The following is a 20,031-nucleotide window of genomic DNA, read 5'->3' as shown; positions in this document are numbered from 1 at the left end:
CGGCGGCGATGTCGTCGGCTGCGGCATCGCCGAAGAGGCGATGCGGCGCGGAGGCCACGTGCAGGTCGGCCTGGAGCCGTACGGCGGTCCTGGCACGCCGGCGAACGTCGACCTCGTGCGCGCCGCGGCCGCGGTGGCGGCGAAAGTCGGACGGCCGGTAGCGACAATCGCCGAAGCGCGGCGGATTATCGGGATAGCTGACGCCGGCCGCTAGCCAGAGCGATTCGCGTCACCCGGGCGGCGTGCGCCCCAAGTGACCTATCGGGCCGCGGCGCCCGGCTGGGCCGGTCTCGCCGCTTGCTTCGATGTAGCCCGGCCCCGAGGCGGGACCGCTTCGCCGTTGCGAATTGCTTACCGGACATGCAACCGGACGCCGTCATTGCAGTTTGGGCTCGGCTCCCTGTGCGCGTCTGAGATGGCCTTGATAGCGAAAGCGGCGCCGGGCTTAAACGTATGGCCCCGCCGTGTTCCTACTGTCTTCTCAGAGACCACCGAGAGGAGAGCCAGATGCCGAGCGTAGACAAGAAGATCGAGGTCGGGGTCCCCTTGCAGACCGCCTATAACCAGTGGACCCAGTTCGAGGAGTTCCCGAATTTCATGGAGGGTGTCAAGGAGGTCCGCCAGATCGACGACTCGCGTCTCTTCTGGGCCGCGGAAGTCGGGGGCGAGCGCAAGGAGTGGTTCGCGCACATCACCCGCCAGGTGCCGGACCAGGTGATCGCCTGGGAGAGCGAAGGGGGCACCGTCAACAATGGCGTCGTCACCTTCCGGCCGATCGCGGCCGGAGTCACTGAAGTCGAGCTGCGCATGGAGTACGAACCCGAGGACATGAAAGAGAAGGCGGGCGACCTGCTGGGCGTAGTCTCGCGCCGGGTCGAAGGCGACCTCGAGCGCTTCAAGGAGTTCATCGAGTCGCGCGGGCGGGAGACCGGCGCCTGGCGAGGCGAGATCTCCGGCGGCAGCACGGAGACGAGCGGCTACTCCGGCCCGGCTACTCCCTGACGCCGCATGCCGGGCAGAGCGCGCGGCCACCAGCGCTCCCGCGCCAGGACTCCGTCCCGGCAGCGGCGCGGGCGGGCGGACGTCCTCAGCGAGGCCTTCCGGCGGTTCGCGCAGTCCCTGGCGCACCTCGCCGGCACAGTAGGTGCGTTCGCGGTTGCCCTCCTCGTCGTCCTCCTGTGGGCCGCCACGGGGCCCCTGTTCGGGTTTTCGGACACCTGGCAGCTGGTAATCAACACAGGGACGACGGTCATTACCTTCCTGATGGTGTTTGTCATCCAGAACACCCAGAACCGCGACAGCCGCGCCCTGCACGCGAAACTGGACGAGCTCCTTATCGCCGGCAGCGGCACGAACAACCGCATGGTTGAGGCCGAGGACCTGAGCGAACGCGACCTGAACCGGCTCAAAGACCACTACGTCTCCCGCGCCCAGGCCCTGGAGCAGGCCGCGAACCGGAGGCGACAGGCCGCGAGGAAGCAGGCGGGCGCGCGCGGCCAGAACGGAGCGACGGCCAGGCCGGGCCGCCGGCCACACTAGCGCAGGGCATGGATGCGTAACGCTCGGCCGCTGTAGTTCGATGCCTGCGTCACAGCTGCGCTGTTACGTTTCCAAGCAGTGAGTCCGAAGGCTACCGCGGCGGGTACGGTCCCGGCGGGCGGCGGGCGTCCCTTGCGGCCGCCGGCGCGCTTCTTCGCCATCGCCTGCGACTACGACGGCACGCTCGCCCGCGACGGTCGCGTCGACGAGCCGGCTCGCGAGGCGCTGCGGCGCGCGCGGGAGGCTGGCCGGTATCTGGTCCTGGTGACCGGGCGAGAGCTCGACGACCTGCGCGGCGTTTTCGATGAACTCGAACTCTTCGACTGGGTCGTCGCCGAGAACGGTGGCGTCCTCTTTCACCCGGAGAGCGGCCAGGAGGTAGTGGCCGCGGGAGCGCCGCCGGACGAGTTCGTCGCGGCGCTTAAGAAACGGCGGGTGCAGCCACTGAGCATCGGGCGCGTGATCGTCGCGACCCGGCAGCCGCAGGAGACGAGCGTCCTCGAGGTGGTCCGGGACCTCGGTCTCGAGCGCCAGGTCGTTTTCAACAAAGGCGCGGTCATGGTCTTGCCCTCGGGCACCAACAAGGCCACGGGCCTGGCCCTGGCCCTCAGGCGTCTGGAGGTGTCGCGTCATGACGTCGCCGGGATCGGCGATGCAGAGAACGACCACGCCTTCCTCGACGCCTGCGAGCTGTCGGCGGCCGTTGCTAACGCCCTCCCCGCGGTCAGGGAGAGGGTGGACGTGGTCATGAAGCGGGACAACGGCGGCGGCGTGGTCGACTTCATAGAGCGCCTGCTGCGAGACGACTTCCGGACCGCCTGGGGCGGGCTGCGGCGGCACCTCGTGAATTTGGGCGCCACGCCTCGCGGCAGGCAAGTGACGGTGCCCTGCTACGGCTCCAACCTCATCTTCACGGGCTCGCCGGGAGGCGGGAAGTCCACCCTGGCGAAGGTCTTCCTGGAGGGCCTTGTCAACCATGGCTACCAGTTCTGCGTGGTCGACCCGGAGGGCGACTACGAAGAGTTCGAGGCCGGCGTCGTGCTCGGCGACAAGACGCGCCCGCCCTCGGTGGCCCAGGTCCTGGAGCTGCTGAGGGACCCGGAGCGAAACGCCGTCGTCAACCTGCTTGGCATGCCTCTGGACGACAGACCGCGGTTCTTCACCAGCCTCTTCGCAGAGTTGATGGCCATGCGCTCGCGCGCGGGCCGGCCTCACTGGCTCCTCCTCGATGAAGCGCACCACCTCCTGCCTGGGGACCTGGGTCCGGGGCTGCTGACCCTGCCGGAGAAGCTGTCCAACGTCGTCTACGTCACGATAGCGCCGGAACGCATGCTCCCGGGCGCGCTGCGTGTCGTCGACACCGTGTTTAGCGTCGGAGACGAGCCGGAGCTGCGCATGACGGCCTTCGCGAAGGCCGCGGGTTGGCCGGCACCCTCGGCGCGGGCCAGGAAACTTGCGCCGGGGGAAGCCTTCGTCTGGCGCCGTCGCGGCCGCCTGCAGCGCTTCCGCGTCTCCGAGACGCGCTTCAAGCACCGTCGCCACTTGCGCAAGTACGCCGAAGGCGACCTCGGGCCGGACTTGAGCTTCTACTTCCGCGGCCGCGAGGGGAAGCTCAGCCTCAGGGCGCAGAACCTGGCAATGTTCAGCCAGATCGCGGCGGGGCTGGACGAAGACACCTGGCGCTATCACCTGCGCCGCGGCGACTACAGGCGCTGGTTCCGGGACGTGATCAAGGACGAAGAGCTCGTCGCGGAGGCCAGCGCCCTCGAGCGGCGGCGGCTCCCGGGTCGAGCGAGCAGGCAGGTACTACTGGACGCTATCAACCGCCGGTATGCCACTCCAGGGCCGGCCGCGGTGACGTCGTGAACGACTTCGCTAGAGGCGTCGTCCGCGAGCCGGGCGCCGAGACGGCGCGCCAGTTCGTCCATCGGGTAAGGATGCTGGCCGCGATCTATGCCGTGATGTTCGTGGCGTCAATTGCCGGCATGGTAATCCTCGTCCAATGGGGCAGGCTGCTGGTCACGCTCTCGCAGCGCTCGAACGTCGAGACGCTGGCCATACTCTTTTTCCTGATCTTCTTCGCTTACTTCGCACTGATCAGCGGACCGGGCGCGTTGGGTGCCCTGCGGCTGGCCTACTACACCGCCCTGGAGGCTGCCCGCTCCCGTGCCGTCGCTGAGGCAGCGAGGATACGGGCGTTGGGGGCACCCGGCCGTTCACACAAGTCCGTCGCCCTGAACGTCATCGTCGAGAAGGAGGGACAGCCAGGGGAGGACTTTGAGCTTCGGATAGAGGACGAGTTCGGCAGCATGGGGTGCGTCCGCGTCTCCGGCGCCAGGCTCACGCATGTACCCGCCCACGGCGCCGGGACCACCAGCGTATTCATCTTCTTCGAGCATCAGGCGAACAGGCTGCTAATGGAGGCCGGCGTATCACGCCGGCTCAACATAGTGGAGTGGAACACGATCAATGACGAAACGCTCGAGGAATACACCGGTCTCGTCGACTTCGCCCGCCGCCTCGGCAGTCACCTCGGCCTGGCGGAGAGCTGGCCGAAGGTGACCCTGACGCGTGCGCAATGCGACGAGATCGAGCGCCGGTTCTCGGAGGTCTGCCGCGCCCTGCGCAACGAGGGCCTACTGCCAGAATGGGAGTACAGCGCCAACCACAAACTCCCGCTCATCCCGGAGCCTCTGGGCCTGCTCAGCCTTGACCGCAGCGAGAAGCGCGTCGACCCGCTGTCGTCAATGGGCACCGCCGCGGCGATCGTGGTCGGCAGCGCGCTGATCTTCGCCTTCCTGGTGCTCGCACCGCCCTGGGTGCCCGGGACCTGATGGCCAGGTGATGAGAGGAGCGTTTGCTGCCTTCCTGGCGCTGGCGGCCTTCGCCGCCCTGGCAGGGCTGTGGTGGTACGAGTGTGCCGGCCCGCGGCCCGAAGTCGAAGAGGTCAGTGTCGAGGAGCCGGCGCAGCCCGGGCACCCCTACCAGGTAAGAGCGGTGGTCCGCAACCGGGGCCGCAACGGCGGTGAAGTCACGGTGGTGTTCCGGCTCCGAGACGCGATGGGCCGGGTGTTCACGGAGCGCAAGAGCATCGACATCGGGGGCGGCGAACGCGCCACGGTCACCGCCGAAATCGGCGCCCCGCCCGCGAGCTACGCCCTCGAGGCAGAAGTACACTACCCACCGCAATAGCGAGGCCAATCGTCGAGCAGCCTAGAGGAGCCGCGCCGCGACGGCGGCAGGTTCGAGGCAGGACGGGTCGTCGTTCTTGACCGAGTTCACCCGCGAGGAGACTGGAGTGGCCGCGAGGAGGCCTTCCGGCGCCGGCACGAGGAGCTTCGCCAGCGCCTCGACATCCTCTCGCCGGGGGTCCAGCCAGTCATCGACTGCCTCCTCCAGCAGGATGGCGGGCATGCGGTCGTGTACCGGCGCCATGAGGCGGTTTGCCCGGGTGGTGATGATGGTAAAAGTGCGCTGGCGCTCGCCGGGAGCAGGTTGCCAGGTCTCGTACAGGCCGGCGAAAAGCAGAAGCCGGCCGTCCGGGCGGTGGAACCATAGGGGCTGGCGGGCCTCCTTCGTGCCGGTCCACTCGAAGAAACCGTCTGCGGGCACAATGCAGCGCCTGCGGCGGAAGGCGTCACGGAAGGGCGGCAGAGTCGCGATGGTCTCGGCGCGGGCGTTGATCTGCAGCGCCGCGCGTTTCGCGTCCTTCGCCCAGGAGTTGACCAGACCCCATCTGGCCGGCAGGAGCTCGCGGTCCTCATAGCGGACGCGCACGATCCAGTGCGGGTCGGTTGGAGCTATGTTGTAGCGCGGCCGGTAGACGGAGGCTGGAAGCGACTCGACAGGCACGCCGAGCTCAGCGGCGATCTCGGAGCGCTCCTGGCGCGTGAGGGTGAACCGCCCGCACATGGCGCTAGCGGCTGTCCATGCGCCGCTCGAACTCGGCCAGCTTTCGCTCCAACTCGCGCTGGCGCACAGCGACGGCGAGGTCGCCCCGGGTTCGTTCGAGGATGCCGCGGACATTGTCGGTGGTACGGCGCAGGCCGCCGGTCATGGCGTCCGGGTAATCGAAGGTGACGAGGTTGCCGTAGATCTCCTCCATCACGTCCAGGGTCTCTTCACAGCGCTCGATGTCGCCCGACCGAAGAGCGTCGAGCAAGTGACGGCGCAACTCGCCGACGGCCTCGGCCATGCCGTTGAGATACGCCGGGACCTCGACCCCGATTTCCTCCGGCAGAGGGACGTCCTGACCTGCGATCACGGCGTAGGTCACGCGCGCCTCGGCGTACTCCTTCTGGGCGTCATGCACGAAGCCGGCGTAGAAGATGTCGGGGTCATTCGCGAGCGCCGTCCTGGCTCCGGCCAAGAGGGCGCCGGCGGAATCGATGAGGGCGCGGGCCGCCTCGAAGTCGCCGCGGTGGACGGCCCGGATGCCGTTGGCGGAGTTGCGCAGCGCATCCCGGCAGAGCGTGAGAGCCGCCTCCCGCGCCTGGTTCTTCGCCGCAAGCGTCTGTCTCGCGGCCTCGGAAATCGCCTCGATGCGGGAGAGAGCGCGCCGCACGCTCAGTCGTTCAAGGGCGCCGGGAACTCGCCCTCGCGCGCGGCATCGATGATCTCGCGCGCCTCCTCCGGCATCTCGATGCCGTATTCCTCGAACTTGCGCTCCGCCCAGCGTCCGATCTGCCGCGGGTCACGATACTCCGAGCCGTCATCAAGGCTCGGGTCTCCGTACTCCTCGATCACCGACTTTACTGTCTTGCCAATGCCGAACTTCGAGATGGCGCGTTCAACCCGGGCCGACCCGCAGTGCTCGCATTTCACGTCCGGTATCTCCGAGGAGACGCTCCGGACGAAGACGTTGGTGATCTTCTGACAGTCTGAACAGCGGTACTCGTAGATCGGCATGGCTAGCTAGAGGTCGTCGAAGCCGTCATCATCGTCGTCGAAATCATCACTCTCGCCGAAGCCTTCGTCCAGGGACTCGCCGCGCTCCAGCTTCTCGATCATCTCCTCGAACTCGGGGCCGGCGTCCTCGCCCATCTCACGCTGCATGCGGCGCGCCCAGGCCGCCATCGCCTTCGGGTCGTTCTCGTCGAAGCCGGAAAGCAGGCGGTCGTCGCCGAGCGAATCGAAGTCGCCGCCCGACTTGATCACGGCCACGCGCGAGACCAGACGCCTGAGGTCTTCGCTGCCGCAGCGGTCGCATTTGCCGGAGACGGGCGAGTTCATGGAGCGGACGAAGATCGAGACCCGGTTCTGGCAGGAGTTGCAGGAGAATTCGTAGATGGGCATCAGGCAACCGCCTCCGCCACGACAGGGAGCAGCGCGAAGCCATCCTGAGCCTGCCGCAAGGCCCAGCCGTCTTCTTCGACGGCGCTCGGCGCGGTGCGTCGCAGCGGCGTGAGTGGCACCTCAGGCGCCTCCCTCGGTACCGCCTCCGGAGACGTCCGAGAGCTTCTTCTCGACCGCGTAGCGCAGGGTATGGCCGGGGTCGACGCGCTCTATCGGGTCCTCGCCGGCGGCCGTCTTGTCGGCCAGCTCCCGGAAGTTAGTACCGAGGGCGGAGTCGAGCTCGGCGCCGGTGCGGCGCGCCCAACGCTCGAAGCTGGCGGGGTCGGAACCGTCGAGGCTGCCAAGGATCCGCGACGTGTCGATGCCGGCGATGCGCTCGGCGTCCGGCTTGACGTAGGCCACCTTCGAGACGAGGCGCGCCAGGGCCGCTGAGCCGCAGTGCGGGCACGCCGGGTCCCTCGCAACGCTAATCGAGCGGAAGAAGTGACTGCTGGTCTCGCCGCAGGAGGCGCAACGATACTCGTAGATCGGCATGGCGCTGAAAAGTATAGCCAAGGGCGCGCCGACGGGCAGCGCCGCCCTTGACCTGAGCGTCCTGCCGTTATTGCATGTTCCGACACTTCACACGAGGAGGACGGATGAACGGGCTCGTCGGACGCACGGCGCTGATCACCGGCGCGAGCAGAGGCATCGGCGCCGCGATTGCGCTTGCCTTCGCGAAAGAGGGTGTGAACGTCGCCATCAACTACAACTCTAACCGCGAGGCGGCGCACCGGGTTGCCGAGGCCTGCCGCGGCGCGGGCGTGAAGGCCGCCGTCTACCAGGCGGACGTCACGGACTTCGAGCAGTGCCGGGCGATGGCCGAGGCGGCCCGCGCCGAGATCGGCGTCATCAGCATCCTGGTGAACAACGCGGGCATCGGCAGCGCGGCGGTCGGACGAAAACTGGTGGTGGAGACGCCGCCGGAGGACGTGTTGAAGCTGATCGCCCACCACACGATGGGCAGCCTCTACATGTGCCAGCTTCTGGTTCCGGCGATGCGAGACCTCGGCCGCGGCGACGTCATCATGATTTCCTCCCAGGCCGCCCAGCAACTGGGCGCCAACGGCGTCACTTACAACATCGCCAAAGCTGGGATGGAGGCCCTGGCGCATACGCTGGCGAAGGAGGAGCGCAAGCACGGCATCCGCGTGAACATCGTCGCCCCGGGCCTGGTCGATACGGACATGGGGCTGAAATTGATGAACTTCACGGCCGGCGTCACGGACCTGCGCCAGCTGGACGAACGCATGCCCTTCGGCTTCGTGTGCCAGCCCTCCGACATCGCCAACGCCGTCGTCTTCCTGTGTTCGGAGGAGGGCCGCTACATCACGAACCAGCGCCTCACCGTGAACGGCGGCGGCTTCTGACCGATGCCATAGGTGTACACGAAGGGAGGCCGCCATGGCGGCCTCCCTTCGATGTCGGCCCTGTCTGGTCCTCCTCACCGCCGAGGCCCCGCTCAGGGACCGCGAGCCCTGTTGCCTTCGTGGTCCGGCTACCGCACCCGTTGTCGGCGCGCCGCAGGCGCCCGCCTGCCGGGCTACTCACCCTCGATCGCGTTCTCGATCTGCTCGACGCGCATCACGCGGCCCTTGCGGTCGAGTTCGAGGACGACGAGGTCGATACGCTGGTTCGGCGGAGAGTCCGGGTGCTCGGCCATGTAGGCCGCGATCGTGTCCAGGAGGTGCTGGCGCTTGCGGCCGGTGATCGACTCCTCTGGCGTACCGAAGGCGCCGCCCTTCCGGCTCCGGACCTCCACGAAAACCAGGTCGTCGCCGCGCGTCGCGATTAGATCGACCTCGCCCTGGCGGCAGGACCAGTTGCGTTCGAGGATTCGATAGCCTCGCGACTCCAGGTGAGAGGCCGCGACGCGCTCTCCGAAGTTCCCCAGGCTGCGGTTGCGGCGGCGGTCAGGGGGCATCCCGGGCCTCCTCCCCGCCCGGCGCAGCCTCATCGAGGCGGCCCTGGACCGCGAGCTGGACCCGCGGCCAGCTGCGGCGGTGCTGAGGGGAGGCGCCGTAGCGCGCAAGGCGCTCCAGGTGGTCGCGCGTGGCGTAGCCCTTGTGGCTCGCGAAGCCGTACTGGGGATAGAGGCCGTCAAGCTCGCACATCAGACTGTCGCGCGCGACTTTGGCGACAATGGACGCCGCGGCTATCGAAGCGCAGGTCGCGTCGCCGTCGACGATCGCGCGCTGAGGATGGGGCGTCTTGATGCCGCTCGGCCCGTCGATGAGCACGAACTGGGGCGAGGGCCTGAGCGCCGCGAGCGCCCTGAACATAGCCATCCGGTTAGCCAGCGTGATCCCCCAACCATCGATTTCCGCCGCGGTCGCCCACCCCAGTCCCCAGGCGAGGGCCTCGCGCCGGATCAGCTCCGCCAGGCGCTCGCGCTCCGGGGGCAGCAGTACCTTACTGTCGCGCAGGTCTTCGAGCCACGCCGGCCGGGCACGCGGGTCGAGCATGACCGCCGCCGCGTAAACGGGGCCGGCAAGCGGCCCGCGGCCAACCTCGTCGACACCGGCCACGAAGCGCCTGCCGGAGGACCAGAGACGCTCCTCCTCACAGGTCGACGGCTGGAGACGGGGACCGGCCGCCATATCGGCCGCATTGTAGCACCGAGGCTCCGCCAACTATTGCGATTGGCGACGAATGGCAAGAAGGGTCTTTCCCTCACGCAGCAGCAGTCGTAATATCGCCGGCCAGAAGGAGGGTCACCATGACTCGATTGCTCGGGACTCGCGCACTGGCTCTCTCCGTCCTCGTCGCGCTGGCCGCGACGTTCTACGCAGGCGCCATAGCGGAGGCGCGCCATCCTCACCAGTTCTCGCCGCTGCCCGGGCCCGGGAACGTCCAGTGGGTAATCCCTGACCCTTCCTTCACACCGCTCGCGGGAGCGCGGGCGCTCTCCGGCACGTACTCCGGAGGCGCCTACCGCATCGAGGTGCCTTCGAACTGGAACGGAGAGCTGGTGCTGTATGCGCACGGCTTTCGGGGCTCACCGCCGGAGCTCACCGTTTCTAACCCGCCCATCCGCTCCCATCTCATCGAGAATGGCTACGCCTGGGCGGCGTCCAGCTACCGCAACAACGGTTACGTCCCGGGCGTCGGGGCGCAGGACACCCTGGCGCTAAAGGACCTCTTCACGCGCCTCGTCGGCAGGCCCTCGCGGACATACCTCTACGGCACGTCCATGGGCGGCCACGTGGCGATGATTTCGGCCGAGTTCTATCCTGAAGCCTACGACGGCATTCTCTCCGAATGCGGCGTCGTCGCCGGCTACGAACTGTTCGACTTCTTCACCGCCTCTGCGGCTGCGGCCGAGTTCCTCACGGGCTCCGATTACCGGACGGGTGGCAGCGCCGAGACCGCGCGCATAGTCTCCCGCCTTGGCACTGTCGCGGCGCCGACGCAGGCGGGCCGCCAGCTCGCGAGCGTGATGATCAACATCTCCGGCGGCCCGCGGCCCTTCGCCATAGAGGGCCTGGCCCAGTTCCGCGACACTGACATCGGCGCCGGCGCGACGGCGCTGTTCGACCCCACCGCCTCGCCCGTGGCCATGGCGGCGACCAATAGCGCCACTAACTACACAATCGCGCCCGGGCTGGGCCTGACGAACGCCCAGCTCGGCGGAATCCGCCGCAAGGCCGCCGACCCGTCATTCCGCAACCGGTCGGGGCCGTACGCGGAGCTGGCGCCGTTCACCGGCGAGATCCGGGTGCCCGTGATGCAGATCAAGACAACCGGCGACCTGTTCGTGCCAATCGTCCTGGAGCAGCGCTACCTGGAGATCGCGAAGCAGGCCGGCACCTCTCACCTCCTGGTGCAGCGGGCCATCCGGGCCGCTGGCCACTGCACATTCATGAACGCTGAGCAGGTCCGGGCCTTCGACGACCTCGTCCGCTGGGTGAAGTACGGCATCAAGCCCGAAGGCGACGACCTTTCGGGCGACCTGCGGGACGTCGGCCGCAAGTTCACCTCCCAGCTGCGGCCGGGGGACCCGGGGACGCTGGGCCCTTAGGCTCGGGCGTCTTCGGGCAACGCCGCGCCCGGCCGCAGGGGCGCTCTACGGCCTGCAGCCACGGCGCGCGAGTTTACTGGTAAGCGGCAGCCTGGATGCTGTAGAGCTCGGCGTACTGGCCACCGTGAGCCATCAGCTCGTCGTGGCTGCCGACCTCGACCAGCCGCGAGCCGTCCAGCACCACGATGAGGTCCGCCATGCGCACCGTGCTGAAGCGGTGCGAGACGAGGACGGTGATGCGGCCGTTCGGAGAGCCGTTGCCCGAACCGCGTGATGCCGCCGCATAGCGCTCGAAGAGCGCGTGCTCTGTCTCGGCGTCGAGGGCCGCGGTCGGCTCGTCCAGGACCAGCAAGAGGGGCTCGTCGCGCATGAAGCCGCGCGCCAGGGCGAGCTTCTGCCACTGCCCGAACGAGACCTCCACGCCGTCCGGCCAGGTGACGCCGAGCTGCGAGTCCAGCCCGCCGCGGAGCTTGGTGACGACATCTTCGGCGCCGGCACGTCCGACCGCGGTCAGCACTGCCCCCCGGTCCTCGATCCTGGGCACGTCGCCCACGCCAACGGCCTGGGCCGCGCGGAACTCGAAGCGGAAGAAGTCCTGGAAGGCGCCCGCAAGCCGCGAACGCCACTCCTCTGCCGCCATGCGTGACAACGGCAGCCCGTCGACGTAGATCTCGCCGGACAGCGGCTCGTAGAACTTGCTCAGCAGTTTGACCAGCGTCGTCTTTCCCGCCCCGTTTTCGCCGACGATGGCAACGACCGACCCCGCGGGGACCGAGAAGCTGACGTCGTCGAGCACCAGGCGGTCGCTGCCCGGGTAGGCGAAGGAGACGTGGTCGAGCCGGATGCCCTCGGTCAGGCGCTCCGGCACCGGCAGGTCAGCGCGGGCCGCGATGGAGGCGGCGTAGTCCTCGAGCCAGGCAAGGCGCTTCGATCCGTCCATCCAAATGCCTCTGAGGAAGCCGATCTCGCCCACGGTGGCGCTGATATAGGCCGAGAGCCGGGCGCCGGCGGCAAGGACGAGCAGCACGGCACCCGCGCCCGCCCCCAGGCCCGAGGACACGAAGACGACGGCGCCAACGTAGGCCGACCCGAACACGGCCCAGGCCAGCGTGTGCCACACCGCCGAGCCCCAGCGGGCGCGCGAGACGCCCGCGTACCAGCGCTCCCAGGCCTGCCGCCGCTCCCGCGCCAACCGCTCGCCGATGCCCGCGACCCGCACCTCCTTGGCCGGGGGTGCCGTGGTGGCCGTTAGGAAGAGGTGCTGCGCCAGCCGGCGGGACTGCGCGCCGCGTTCCTCCGCCGCGCGTTCGACCGCCGGCCGCCAGGTCGAGGCCAGCACGGTCGGCAGCGCGAACAGTGCCAGGAGGACGAGCCCGGGATGGATGGAGACGAGCAACGAGACCGTCACGGCTAGGCGCAGGGCCCAGCCGCAGGTCGAGAAGAGGGACATGTACATGTGGTCCAGGACAAAGACCTGGTCGCGCAGCACGGACAGGCGATCGAGGTAGTCGGGCCGCTCCTGGTGAGCAATGGTCGTGACCGAAGCCTGCAGCCGCGCCACGTGGGACTCGAGCGCGATCGTCACGCGGTCGCGGAAGGTGCGCTGCACCCGGGTGCTCACCGTGCGCAGGAACCACGTTGCCGTCGCGGACCCGGCCAGCCCGAGGGCGGCGACGCGCAGCAAAGTGTCGTCTCCCTCCAGCACGCCCTGACCCAGGAACTTCAACCACAACGCCAGCAGCGCGTCCGGCAGCGCTGCCAGGAGGGCGAGCAGGAACGCCGAGGCCATGAGCCAGGGCTCATGGCGAAAGCCGAGCTTGCACAGGCGCCACATTGCCGGGATGGCGGGTGGCAGCTCGTCCAGGGAGCGCTTCCGAAGCTCAGGAGAGGACGTCATAGACCATGCCCTCCTCGTCCTCGTCGGCGTAGAAGCGTTGCGCCTGGAGGTCGAACATCGTGCGGTAACGGCCGCCGAGCTGCATAAGCTCCTCGTGCGTGCCCAACTCGACCACGCGCCCGTGCTCGATCACGCAGATACGGTCGGCGTGCCGCACCGTCGAGAAGCGGTGGGAGATGAGGATCGTCGTGCAATGACGAGTCGCCTCGAGGATGCGGTCGAATATCTCCGCCTCACCGCGGACGTCCAGCTGGGCGGTCGGCTCATCCAGGATGACGACACCGGCGCCTGCCTCGACGGCACACAGTGCGCGCGCCAGCGCCACCCGCTGCCACTGGCCACCCGAAAGGTCGGTGCCGCCGTCGTAACCCTTGGCCAGTACCTGGTCGAGGCCGGCAAGGCCAGCCGCACCCGCCTTCGCGAGCGCGGCCTGAATGGCCGCCTCCGGCGCGCCTGCGGGCGCCACGTTGTCCCGCAAGGGGAGCTCGAAGCGGATGAAGTCCTGGAACACGGCCGCGACCCGCGAGCGCCAGGAAGCGAGGTCGAACTCGCGCAGGTCCGCGCCATCGACCTCGATGGCGCCCTCCTGGGGGTCATAGAGGCGGCAGAGCAGCTTCGCCAGCGTTGTCTTGCCGGCGCCATTCTGGCCAACGATAGCGAGAGAGGTCCCCGCGGGGATGGTCAGGTCCAGGCCCTGGAGCACAGCCGCGCCGCCGGAGGGATAGGCGAAGCTCACATTGCGAAACCGCACCTCGCGCTGCGGCTTTCCGGACGCGTCTAGGCGGCCCGGGGCCAGCGCGCCGGCGCTGGCCATCTTGTCCTGGAGTCGGAGCACTGCGGCCACAGGTGCCGACGACCCATCCAGCGCCCAGTTCAGCCCGCCAAAAGCGATCAACGAAGACCCGATGGCGCTCTGAGCGAAGACGACCAGCGACCCTAGCTCCAGCGACCCGCTCGCAGCGTCCCCGGCCAGCGACCAGAAGACGAGCGCGTTGGCGCCGGCGATCAGCAGCAGGCACCAGACCACCGGCTTCTGCCGCAGGCGCGTCGCCTGGTACTGGAGGCGGTGGAGGCGTGTCCGCCGTTCTATGAAGCGCTGCAAGACCCATCCCGCCAGCCCGAAGAGGCGCAGCTCCTTCGCTGCCGGCGGGTCCACCGCGAGGCGGTAGGCGTATTCGGAGTCCCGCTGGGCCGCGCGCACCTCGTCCGTGTTGCGGTCGCGCCAGATAGCGCTCTCGCGCAGCAGCCAGTGGGTCGAGACCCAGGCGCCGCCCAGCACGATGGGCGCCCACCAGGCGTAGCCGGCGAGTATTAGCACCGAGGCGAGTCCGGCAGTGAGCTCCACCAGCCCGGCCGCGATGAAGTCCATCGAGATCGAAAGCGGCGGGCCGGTCATTCCAAGGTCGAACTCGCGCGCGACTGTAAGGTCGCTCGTCAGCTCCGGGTCCTCGAGGTGCCCGAGGCCCGGCGGGCGCAGCGTAGCCTCCGTGAGCCTGTCGTAAAGCCATGCGGCCGTGCGGTCGCCGAGGTTGACGCTGACCGCCTGGTGCACCGGCGTGAGCACCTGAAGGGTGACGAAAACGGCGCCCATGAAGGCGAGGGGCGCCGCCAGGTCGTCGCCCCGCTGGACCGCAGCCACCAGGACGCCCATGGCGATGCCGAAGATGGCCGGAAGGGCCCCGCGGAGGAGGACTGCTAGCCACCAGGCCGCGGCCAGCGCCCGGTCCGCCTTCGGTAGGACCGCGAAGAACTTCCACTCCTGGCGCTCGGCCAGGCGGGCGATCGGAGAGGGCAGGATACGAGAGGCTGCTCCCACGATGCAGGAGACGATACACTACCAGAACGTTTGTGTCATGAGAAGCATCAGAACATGCCGTAGGTGCGCAGGACATCGAACTCGTAAATGAGTCGCTGCTCCTCTCGCATGATGCGCAGGAATTCGTCCAGCGGCCGCTCCGTCCCTTCCCAGAACAGATGGCCTGATCCGGGCGGTCGGTCCAGGCTGCGCTGAATGGTCTCGAAGAGACGGGCGCTCAGCTCCGGAAGGCCCGGGCCTTCGAGAATTCGCACGCGGGCCTCCAGGGTAAGCCAGCGCCAGCTTGCGCCGGGCCCGGTGTCGAAGACGAACAGAGTCGCGCGCGGGTCGCGGCGGAGGTACGCCGTGCGGCGCCGGGCCGGGGTGCCCGAGCTCCAGACCTTCCCATCCACGAGGGCAACGGACACGCGCACCGCGTGAGGAGCGCCATCCGGCCGCAAAGTGATCATTGCCGCCGTGTGATTCTTCTCCAGGAACTCGAGCTCGCGTTCGTTCATGCCCATTCGCTCCCGCGGGTGAAGTAGGGGCCCATCGACCTCCCGAACGGGAGTAGTATTGTCACCTGCGGCGGACCCCGTTGACGTCGCGGAGTCAGGTTGGAGGATTGGGGCATGCAGGCTCAAGACCAATACCCCGTGAGATTCTCGGTCGATTACCCGGAACGCGAACTCGACCGCGTGTCGAGCGCGTTCCGCATCTTCGCCGTCATACCTATCGCCATCGTGCTCGCCGCGGTATCAGGTGGCGAGTACGCGCGCTTCGGCAACGGCCAGGCCGGGGAGGGCGGAGTCGTCGCCGCCGGGGGCATCCTCTTCTTCGCGCCGCTCCTGATGATCCTCTTCCGCCAGAAATATCCACGCTGGTGGTTCGACTGGAACCTCGAGCTATCCCGCTTCAGCAGCCGGGTGGGCGCTTACGTTCTCCTCATGGACGACAAGTACCCTTCGACCGACGAAGAGCAGTCGGTGCACCTGGAGATCCCCTACCCGGACGTGGCAAACGACCTCAACCGCTGGCTGCCGCTGGTCAAGTGGCTCCTTGCCATCCCGCACTACATAGCCCTCTTCTTCCTGCTGGTTGCCCTCGTGGTCGTGGCGGTCATCGCCTGGTTCGCCGTCCTGTTCACGGGACGGTATCCCCGCGGGCTCTTCGACTTCGCCGAGGGCGTCTTGCGCTGGGCTAACCGCGTCACCGCCTATGCCTTCATCCTGGCGACGGACCGCTACCCGCCGTTCCGCCTGTCACCCTAGGCGTCACCCAGAGGAGACGCATGGCCGAGGACCGGGAATCCCTGCTGGAGCACTACAGGGCCACGCGACGTGAACTCCTGGCCGCGCTAGATGGCCTGGACGAGGGCCAGGCGACCGAGCCGTCCCTCGACGGCTGGTCGGTAAAGGACCACCTGGCCCACATCGCCTTCTGGGACGACATCCGCACCGCCGAAGTGGCGCGCATATCGGCCGGGTTCGAGTCCGCATGGCCGCACATGGATGAGGAGCAGACCGAGGTGCTCAACAGCTTCATCCACTGGGCGCGGCAGGCTCTCTCCCTGGAGCAGGTGCGCTGGGAGCTGGCTGTATCGAGAGAGCGCCTACTGGCGGCGATCATGTCGGCCAGCGAGCGCGGGCTTGACGACGCCCACTACCGCGAAGCCGCCCTTCGCAGCACGCACGAGGCGGCGCACGCGGCGTGGATCAGGCGCTGGCGCGCGGAGCGCGGGCTGTAGCGCACGGCGCCGGGGCTACGCCTGAGTCTCGAATTCCCGTATCAGAGCCAGGAAGCAGGCGGAATTCCAGGTCAGGCTGGTGTACTGCCCAGGCCGCCTGCTTCGGGTCATGTTGTACGCCTTCAACACATCCGCGTTGTCCGGCCCAAGGATTCGTGGCTTACCGGATCTGGGTGTGCAGACAATGCGACGACCATCGACGTCGACCCTGAACGCAGCCCTCCCGCCAATGGTCGGCAGCTGCGCCCCTCGCAGGCGCCGAGCCGTCGCGACTAAGTCGTCATAGGTTATTTCCCGCGCCATCGGCGGCGATCGTCGCTTCGGCCCCGAGAGGTGTCAAGGCACCCTAACGCCTCGCATCACAGCCCCAGAGCCAGGCAGCGGGTTGCCTCCGCCCCGGCGCCCTCCCGCGAGCCGAGCTTGAGGATGCGCTTCGCATTCCCGTAAGCGACCTTGACCGCCGTCTCCGGCGTCAGGTCACGGAGGACGCCGCGCCAGAGGCTCACCAGCGCTCGGTACTCCTCAGCGCTGGGCGAGAGCACGTCCGTCCCCAGCAGGAAGCGGTCCGGGAACTCCTCCATCAGCTCCTTCCACTCAGGCCGCAGCCGGCCGCCGGAGTCCACGGGCGCAAAACTCCGCAGGCTGTCTCGGAACGACAGCTCCAGATGGAGGTTGGAGTGTTCCGTGAGGAGGCGGCGCAGCAGAGAGGGCGTCGCGTACCAGCCGCTGTGGGCCCACACCCACACGCCCGCCCGGTCCGACGAGATAAGTCGCTCCATCTCCGCCACGGACACCGGCTCGGCGTCCATGTGCACGCTCAGCGGCACGCCATAGCGCGCCGACAGCGACCACAGGCGCTGCATGAGCGGCGAGTCCGCCGGCAAGCGCACCTGCCGCGCGCGATGGCTGGAGAGCGTATTCACCAGCACCTCGCCTATGCCGTCGAAGCAACCTGCTTCGAGCCCGCGCTCGAGACGTTCGACCTCGCGCAGAGTCGCCTCGCTCTCCAGGCGCCAGCTACGCCCGCCCTCGGCCAGGTTGAGGGCATGGATGCGGTCGGTAGGGGCGAAGGCAAAGAAGCGGGCGCCGCTGCGCTCGACGAATCGCAGGCCGGCGAGGTTGGACTGCCCCCCGCTCCCGGCCATCGCGACGCCGAGATTGTCCATCAGCCGCAGCAAAGCATCGATGTCCCAGGAGAGGTCGGCGTGGAAGTGGGCGTCGATTATGGGGAGGGTTGTGACGTCGACCGGCGTCGGCGTCGGAACGGGCGAGGGCGGCGGTGTGGGGTGGGCCGTGGCCCTCGCGGGCTCGGTGACCGCGGCCGGCTGAGTGGGCTGTGCCTGGAAGCCGGAACCGCCCGAGCAGGCTGCCATCGTCAGGGCAGCGGCCAGGGCTATCGACCTGCGCAGAAGTAAGTTCACAGGCAAATGCTACGGCACGCCTGGATGGGTCGGCGGGTCAGGCGATAGCCTCGGTCTCGACACCCAGCGCCTCGTAGATCGCCAGTGCGCGCCGATCCCGTGAGGCCAATCGCCGGCCGTGCTGTCTCGCGGCTGCGCCCACGAGCGCGTCATAGACGGCCCCGCCGGAGATGCCCAGCGGAGCGATCTCCCGGGCCAGGGCTGAGGCCTCGGTCTCGCCCAGAAACGCCGATGCGGGGAAGTTCGCCGTCAGCACCCGCAGGGCATCGGCCGGGGACAGGCGCAGGCCGGGAGGCAGCCGCGTCAGTACGGAGAACGCCTCGAACCACGCATGGCCAGCAAGTCCCAGGCGGCGTCCGCGAAGCGCGTTCAGGGTTTGGGAGTGAGCCTCATGGTCCTCGACCACCAACGCGATAGCCGTGCTGGTGTCAAGCAGGACGGCATCGTTTGCGTCAGCGCCCGTGTCGATCAGCATCCATCAGCTCACGCACATGGGCATCATCGATAAGCTCGCCGGCCGCGGAGATGACCAGCAAGCCACCCTCTTCTCGAAGCTGACCGCCGGCAACGGGCTGGATGCGGATTCCGGCGCCCTCGATTTCAATCTCCACCTCGCCGCCAGCGGCAAGACCGATCCGATTGCGCAAGGCGCGGGGGATGACCAATCTTCCAGCCTTGTCAATGGTACCCTTCATGGCAGAAATCATACCACGATGATGGCTTGCACCATTTCGGCAGGCGTATTCATTCCTTGACAGTTATATAGCCTGCCAGTAATGTAAGGCGACATGAGCGCGCCCGTGTTCGAGGCCCTTGCCGAGCCACATCGCCGACGGATCCTCGACCTCCTTCGGGTGAAGGAGAGGCCTGTCGGTGAGTTGGTGGGCGAACTGGCTCTGAGCCAGCCGGCGGTCTCGAAGCACCTTCGCGTGCTTCGAGACGCGGGCCTGGTCGACGTGCGCGCCGACGCCCAGCGTCGCTTCTACCGCGTACGCCCGGAGCCACTGCGAGATATTGAACTGTGGCTCGAGCCGTATCGGCGGATGTGGGCTGAAAGCCTCGGCGACCTGGAGCGCTACCTCAGCGCGATGGAGGAGGACCGAAAAGATGAGGGATGACCTTGCGTACGGGACGATGGACCAGGGCGCCGACGGACGCTGGCGCCTCCACTTCAAACGCGTGTTCCCGCGGCCAATCGACCAGGTCTGGAGGGCCGTAACCGAACCCGCCCACCTTTCACACTGGTTCCCGACCACCATCGAGGGCGAGCGCGCCGCGGGCGCGCTGTTGCGGTTCGCCTTCCCTGGCGGGCAGGCCGCGCCATTCGAAGGCAGGATGCTTGCCTTCGATCCGCCACGGCTCGTCGAGTTCCTCTGGGGCAGGGACATCGTCCGCATCGCCTTGCGTTCGGTTCCCGAAGGCACTGAGCTCACGCTGACCGACGTCCTGGAGGAGCGCGGGAAGGGTGCCCGCGATGGCGCCGGCTGGCACGTCTGCCTCGATGGGCTTGCGGCGCACCTTTCCGGCTCGCCGGAAGTCCGACAGGAGGCGATTGGCTGGAAGGAAGTGCATCCCCTCTATGTCGAGAAGTTCGGCCCGGAGGCCGCAACCATCGGCCCTCCGGCGAATCTCGGCTAACGGCTTCCGCGCCCATGAAGAAAGCGCCCCTCGACTTTCGAGGGGCGCTTCGTTTGTTGGTGGCGGGAGTGGGATTCGAACCCACGACCTTCGGGTTATGAGCCCGACGAGCTACCGCTGCTCCATCCCGCGACGCCGTTGGGAGTTGGAGTTTCGATTCTGGACTTTTTGAGCCCAAAGTCCAGAGTCAATATTCCAACGCCCATCCTGAACAGTCGACGCTGGCTTCCTGCCTGCCTTCATGTTAGCAGACATCACCTGATGATGCGTGAACATTAATGTAGGTCAAGCCCTCGGCCATTAGTACGCCTCAGCTAAAGACATTGCTGTCTGTACACCTGGCGCCTATCAAACCAGTGGTCTACTGGTGGCCTTACCTGCTTATGCAGTGGGAGAACTAATCTTGAGGTGGGCTTCGCACTTAGATGCTTTCAGCGCTTATCCCCTCCGGACTTGGCTACTCGGCAGTGCCTCGGGCGAGACAACCGACACACCAGAGGTCCGTCCATCCCGGTCCTCTCGTACTAGGGACAGCTCCTCTCAATTCTCCTGCGCCCACACCGGATAGAGGCCGAACTGTCTCACGACGTTCTGAACCCAGCTCGCGTGCCGCTTTAACCGGCGAACAGCCGGACCCTT

At 67.8% G+C, this 20,031-nt stretch carries 25 protein-coding genes, 1 tRNA gene and 1 rRNA gene; 12 read left to right on the top strand and 15 right to left on the bottom strand.

Annotation, left to right across the window (positions count from 1 at the left end; all coding sequences use genetic code 11):
* The 6 genes from VNN10_03725 to VNN10_03700 form a co-directional block, all read left to right on the top strand.
* The coding region (locus VNN10_03725; protein ID HXH21114.1) for a 3-keto-5-aminohexanoate cleavage protein at nt 1-214 on the top strand (214 nt) is incomplete at its 5' end.
* Nucleotides 215-507: 293 nt separating this feature from the next.
* Nucleotides 508-1,002, top strand: a complete 495-nt coding sequence (locus tag VNN10_03720; GenBank protein HXH21113.1) for an SRPBCC family protein — start codon at nt 508-510, stop codon at nt 1,000-1,002.
* Between the two features lie 6 nt (nt 1,003-1,008).
* Entirely contained in the window at nt 1,009-1,539 is a 531-nt protein-coding gene (locus VNN10_03715) for a low affinity iron permease family protein (GenBank protein ID HXH21112.1), read from the top strand.
* 78 nt (nt 1,540-1,617) lie between these two features.
* Nucleotides 1,618-3,405, top strand: coding sequence for an HAD-IIB family hydrolase (locus VNN10_03710; protein ID HXH21111.1), 1,788 nt, complete (start codon nt 1,618-1,620; stop codon nt 3,403-3,405).
* Nucleotides 3,402-4,373, top strand: a complete 972-nt coding sequence (locus VNN10_03705) for a hypothetical protein (GenBank protein HXH21110.1) — start codon at nt 3,402-3,404, stop codon at nt 4,371-4,373. The genes VNN10_03710 and VNN10_03705 overlap by 4 nt, the downstream gene beginning before the upstream one ends.
* A gap of 10 nt (nt 4,374-4,383) precedes the next feature.
* Nucleotides 4,384-4,731: a hypothetical protein gene (locus tag VNN10_03700; protein ID HXH21109.1), complete on the top strand. Its 348-nt coding sequence runs from the start codon at nt 4,384-4,386 to the stop codon at nt 4,729-4,731.
* Nucleotides 4,732-4,752: 21 nt separating this feature from the next.
* Here VNN10_03700 and VNN10_03695 read toward each other — a convergent pair whose 3' ends face one another.
* From VNN10_03695 to VNN10_03675, 5 genes are all read right to left on the bottom strand, one after another.
* Nucleotides 4,753-5,451, bottom strand: a complete 699-nt coding sequence (locus tag VNN10_03695) for an SOS response-associated peptidase (GenBank protein ID HXH21108.1) — start codon at nt 5,449-5,451, stop codon at nt 4,753-4,755.
* A 4-nt stretch (nt 5,452-5,455) separates the two neighbouring features.
* Nucleotides 5,456-6,103, bottom strand: coding sequence for a haloacid dehalogenase (locus VNN10_03690; GenBank protein ID HXH21107.1), 648 nt, complete (start codon nt 6,101-6,103; stop codon nt 5,456-5,458).
* Nucleotides 6,104-6,105: 2 nt separating this feature from the next.
* The gene (locus tag VNN10_03685) at nt 6,106-6,447 is read right to left on the bottom strand and encodes a zinc ribbon domain-containing protein (GenBank protein HXH21106.1); all 342 of its coding nucleotides are present in this window, start codon (nt 6,445-6,447) and stop codon (nt 6,106-6,108) included.
* Between the two features lie 6 nt (nt 6,448-6,453).
* A complete protein-coding gene (locus VNN10_03680; protein ID HXH21105.1) occupies nt 6,454-6,834 on the bottom strand; it encodes a zinc ribbon domain-containing protein in 381 nt (126 codons plus the stop codon).
* 120 nt (nt 6,835-6,954) lie between these two features.
* Nucleotides 6,955-7,368 carry a zinc ribbon domain-containing protein gene (locus VNN10_03675; GenBank protein ID HXH21104.1) on the bottom strand — a complete coding sequence of 138 codons (414 nt, stop codon included), beginning with the start codon at nt 7,366-7,368 and terminating at the stop codon, nt 6,955-6,957.
* A gap of 104 nt (nt 7,369-7,472) precedes the next feature.
* Here VNN10_03675 and VNN10_03670 point away from each other — a divergent pair, with 104 nt between their 5' ends.
* Complete coding sequence (locus VNN10_03670) at nt 7,473-8,243, top strand: SDR family oxidoreductase (protein ID HXH21103.1); 771 nt, start codon at nt 7,473-7,475, stop codon at nt 8,241-8,243.
* Nucleotides 8,244-8,416: 173 nt separating this feature from the next.
* Here the strand turns inward: VNN10_03670 and VNN10_03665 are convergent, their stop codons facing one another.
* Nucleotides 8,417-8,797 (bottom strand): YraN family protein, encoded by a 381-nt coding sequence (locus tag VNN10_03665; GenBank protein ID HXH21102.1) that lies wholly within the window; start codon nt 8,795-8,797, stop codon nt 8,417-8,419.
* On the bottom strand, nt 8,787-9,473 hold the full coding sequence (locus VNN10_03660; GenBank protein ID HXH21101.1) for a ribonuclease HII: 687 nt from the start codon (nt 9,471-9,473) through the stop codon (nt 8,787-8,789). The genes VNN10_03665 and VNN10_03660 overlap by 11 nt, the downstream gene beginning before the upstream one ends.
* Before the next feature lie 119 nt (nt 9,474-9,592).
* Here VNN10_03660 and VNN10_03655 point away from each other — a divergent pair, with 119 nt between their 5' ends.
* Nucleotides 9,593-10,894, top strand: coding sequence for an alpha/beta hydrolase (locus tag VNN10_03655; protein ID HXH21100.1), 1,302 nt, complete (start codon nt 9,593-9,595; stop codon nt 10,892-10,894).
* Between the two features lie 73 nt (nt 10,895-10,967).
* Here the strand turns inward: VNN10_03655 and VNN10_03650 are convergent, their stop codons facing one another.
* From VNN10_03650 to VNN10_03640, 3 genes are read right to left on the bottom strand one after another with little or no spacing between them, the layout of a single operon-like run.
* Nucleotides 10,968-12,791, bottom strand: coding sequence for an ABC transporter ATP-binding protein (locus VNN10_03650; GenBank protein ID HXH21099.1), 1,824 nt, complete (start codon nt 12,789-12,791; stop codon nt 10,968-10,970).
* Nucleotides 12,775-14,607 (bottom strand): ABC transporter ATP-binding protein, encoded by a 1,833-nt coding sequence (locus VNN10_03645; GenBank protein HXH21098.1) that lies wholly within the window; start codon nt 14,605-14,607, stop codon nt 12,775-12,777. Before VNN10_03645 ends, VNN10_03650 begins: the two co-directional genes overlap by 17 nt.
* Before the next feature lie 47 nt (nt 14,608-14,654).
* Complete coding sequence (locus tag VNN10_03640) at nt 14,655-15,104, bottom strand: pyridoxamine 5'-phosphate oxidase family protein (GenBank protein ID HXH21097.1); 450 nt, start codon at nt 15,102-15,104, stop codon at nt 14,655-14,657.
* Nucleotides 15,105-15,218: 114 nt separating this feature from the next.
* On the opposite strand from VNN10_03640, the gene VNN10_03635 reads away from it, so the two are divergent.
* Both VNN10_03635 and VNN10_03630 read left to right on the top strand, forming a co-directional pair.
* The gene (locus tag VNN10_03635) at nt 15,219-15,857 is read left to right on the top strand and encodes a DUF4389 domain-containing protein (protein ID HXH21096.1); all 639 of its coding nucleotides are present in this window, start codon (nt 15,219-15,221) and stop codon (nt 15,855-15,857) included.
* 20 nt (nt 15,858-15,877) lie between these two features.
* A complete protein-coding gene (locus tag VNN10_03630; GenBank protein HXH21095.1) occupies nt 15,878-16,333 on the top strand; it encodes a DinB family protein in 456 nt (151 codons plus the stop codon).
* Between the two features lie 359 nt (nt 16,334-16,692).
* Here VNN10_03630 and VNN10_03625 read toward each other — a convergent pair whose 3' ends face one another.
* Genes VNN10_03625 through VNN10_03615 form a run of 3 tightly spaced genes read right to left on the bottom strand, consistent with a single transcriptional unit; the run spans nt 16,693 to nt 18,449 of the window.
* Nucleotides 16,693-17,754, bottom strand: a complete 1,062-nt coding sequence (locus VNN10_03625; GenBank protein ID HXH21094.1) for an amidohydrolase family protein — start codon at nt 17,752-17,754, stop codon at nt 16,693-16,695.
* Nucleotides 17,755-17,791: 37 nt separating this feature from the next.
* Entirely contained in the window at nt 17,792-18,229 is a 438-nt protein-coding gene (locus VNN10_03620) for a type II toxin-antitoxin system VapC family toxin (protein ID HXH21093.1), read from the bottom strand.
* A complete protein-coding gene (locus tag VNN10_03615; protein HXH21092.1) occupies nt 18,207-18,449 on the bottom strand; it encodes an AbrB/MazE/SpoVT family DNA-binding domain-containing protein in 243 nt (80 codons plus the stop codon). Before VNN10_03615 ends, VNN10_03620 begins: the two co-directional genes overlap by 23 nt.
* Before the next feature lie 93 nt (nt 18,450-18,542).
* On the opposite strand from VNN10_03615, the gene VNN10_03610 reads away from it, so the two are divergent.
* Both VNN10_03610 and VNN10_03605 read left to right on the top strand, forming a co-directional pair.
* On the top strand, nt 18,543-18,872 hold the full coding sequence (locus VNN10_03610; GenBank protein HXH21091.1) for a metalloregulator ArsR/SmtB family transcription factor: 330 nt from the start codon (nt 18,543-18,545) through the stop codon (nt 18,870-18,872).
* Entirely contained in the window at nt 18,862-19,392 is a 531-nt protein-coding gene (locus VNN10_03605) for an SRPBCC family protein (GenBank protein HXH21090.1), read from the top strand. Before VNN10_03610 ends, VNN10_03605 begins: the two co-directional genes overlap by 11 nt.
* A gap of 57 nt (nt 19,393-19,449) precedes the next feature.
* Here the strand turns inward: VNN10_03605 and VNN10_03600 are convergent.
* Nucleotides 19,450-19,524, bottom strand: a tRNA-Met gene (locus VNN10_03600).
* A 149-nt stretch (nt 19,525-19,673) separates the two neighbouring features.
* A 23S ribosomal RNA gene (locus VNN10_03595) occupies nt 19,674-20,031 on the bottom strand; the annotation flags it as partial.

This window comes from Dehalococcoidia bacterium, from assembly GCA_035574915.1.
Lineage (GTDB): Bacteria > Chloroflexota > Dehalococcoidia > DSTF01 > WHTK01 > DATLYJ01.
Note: the sequence above shows the minus strand (reverse complement) of the source record. Positions and strands in the feature narration are given on the sequence as shown.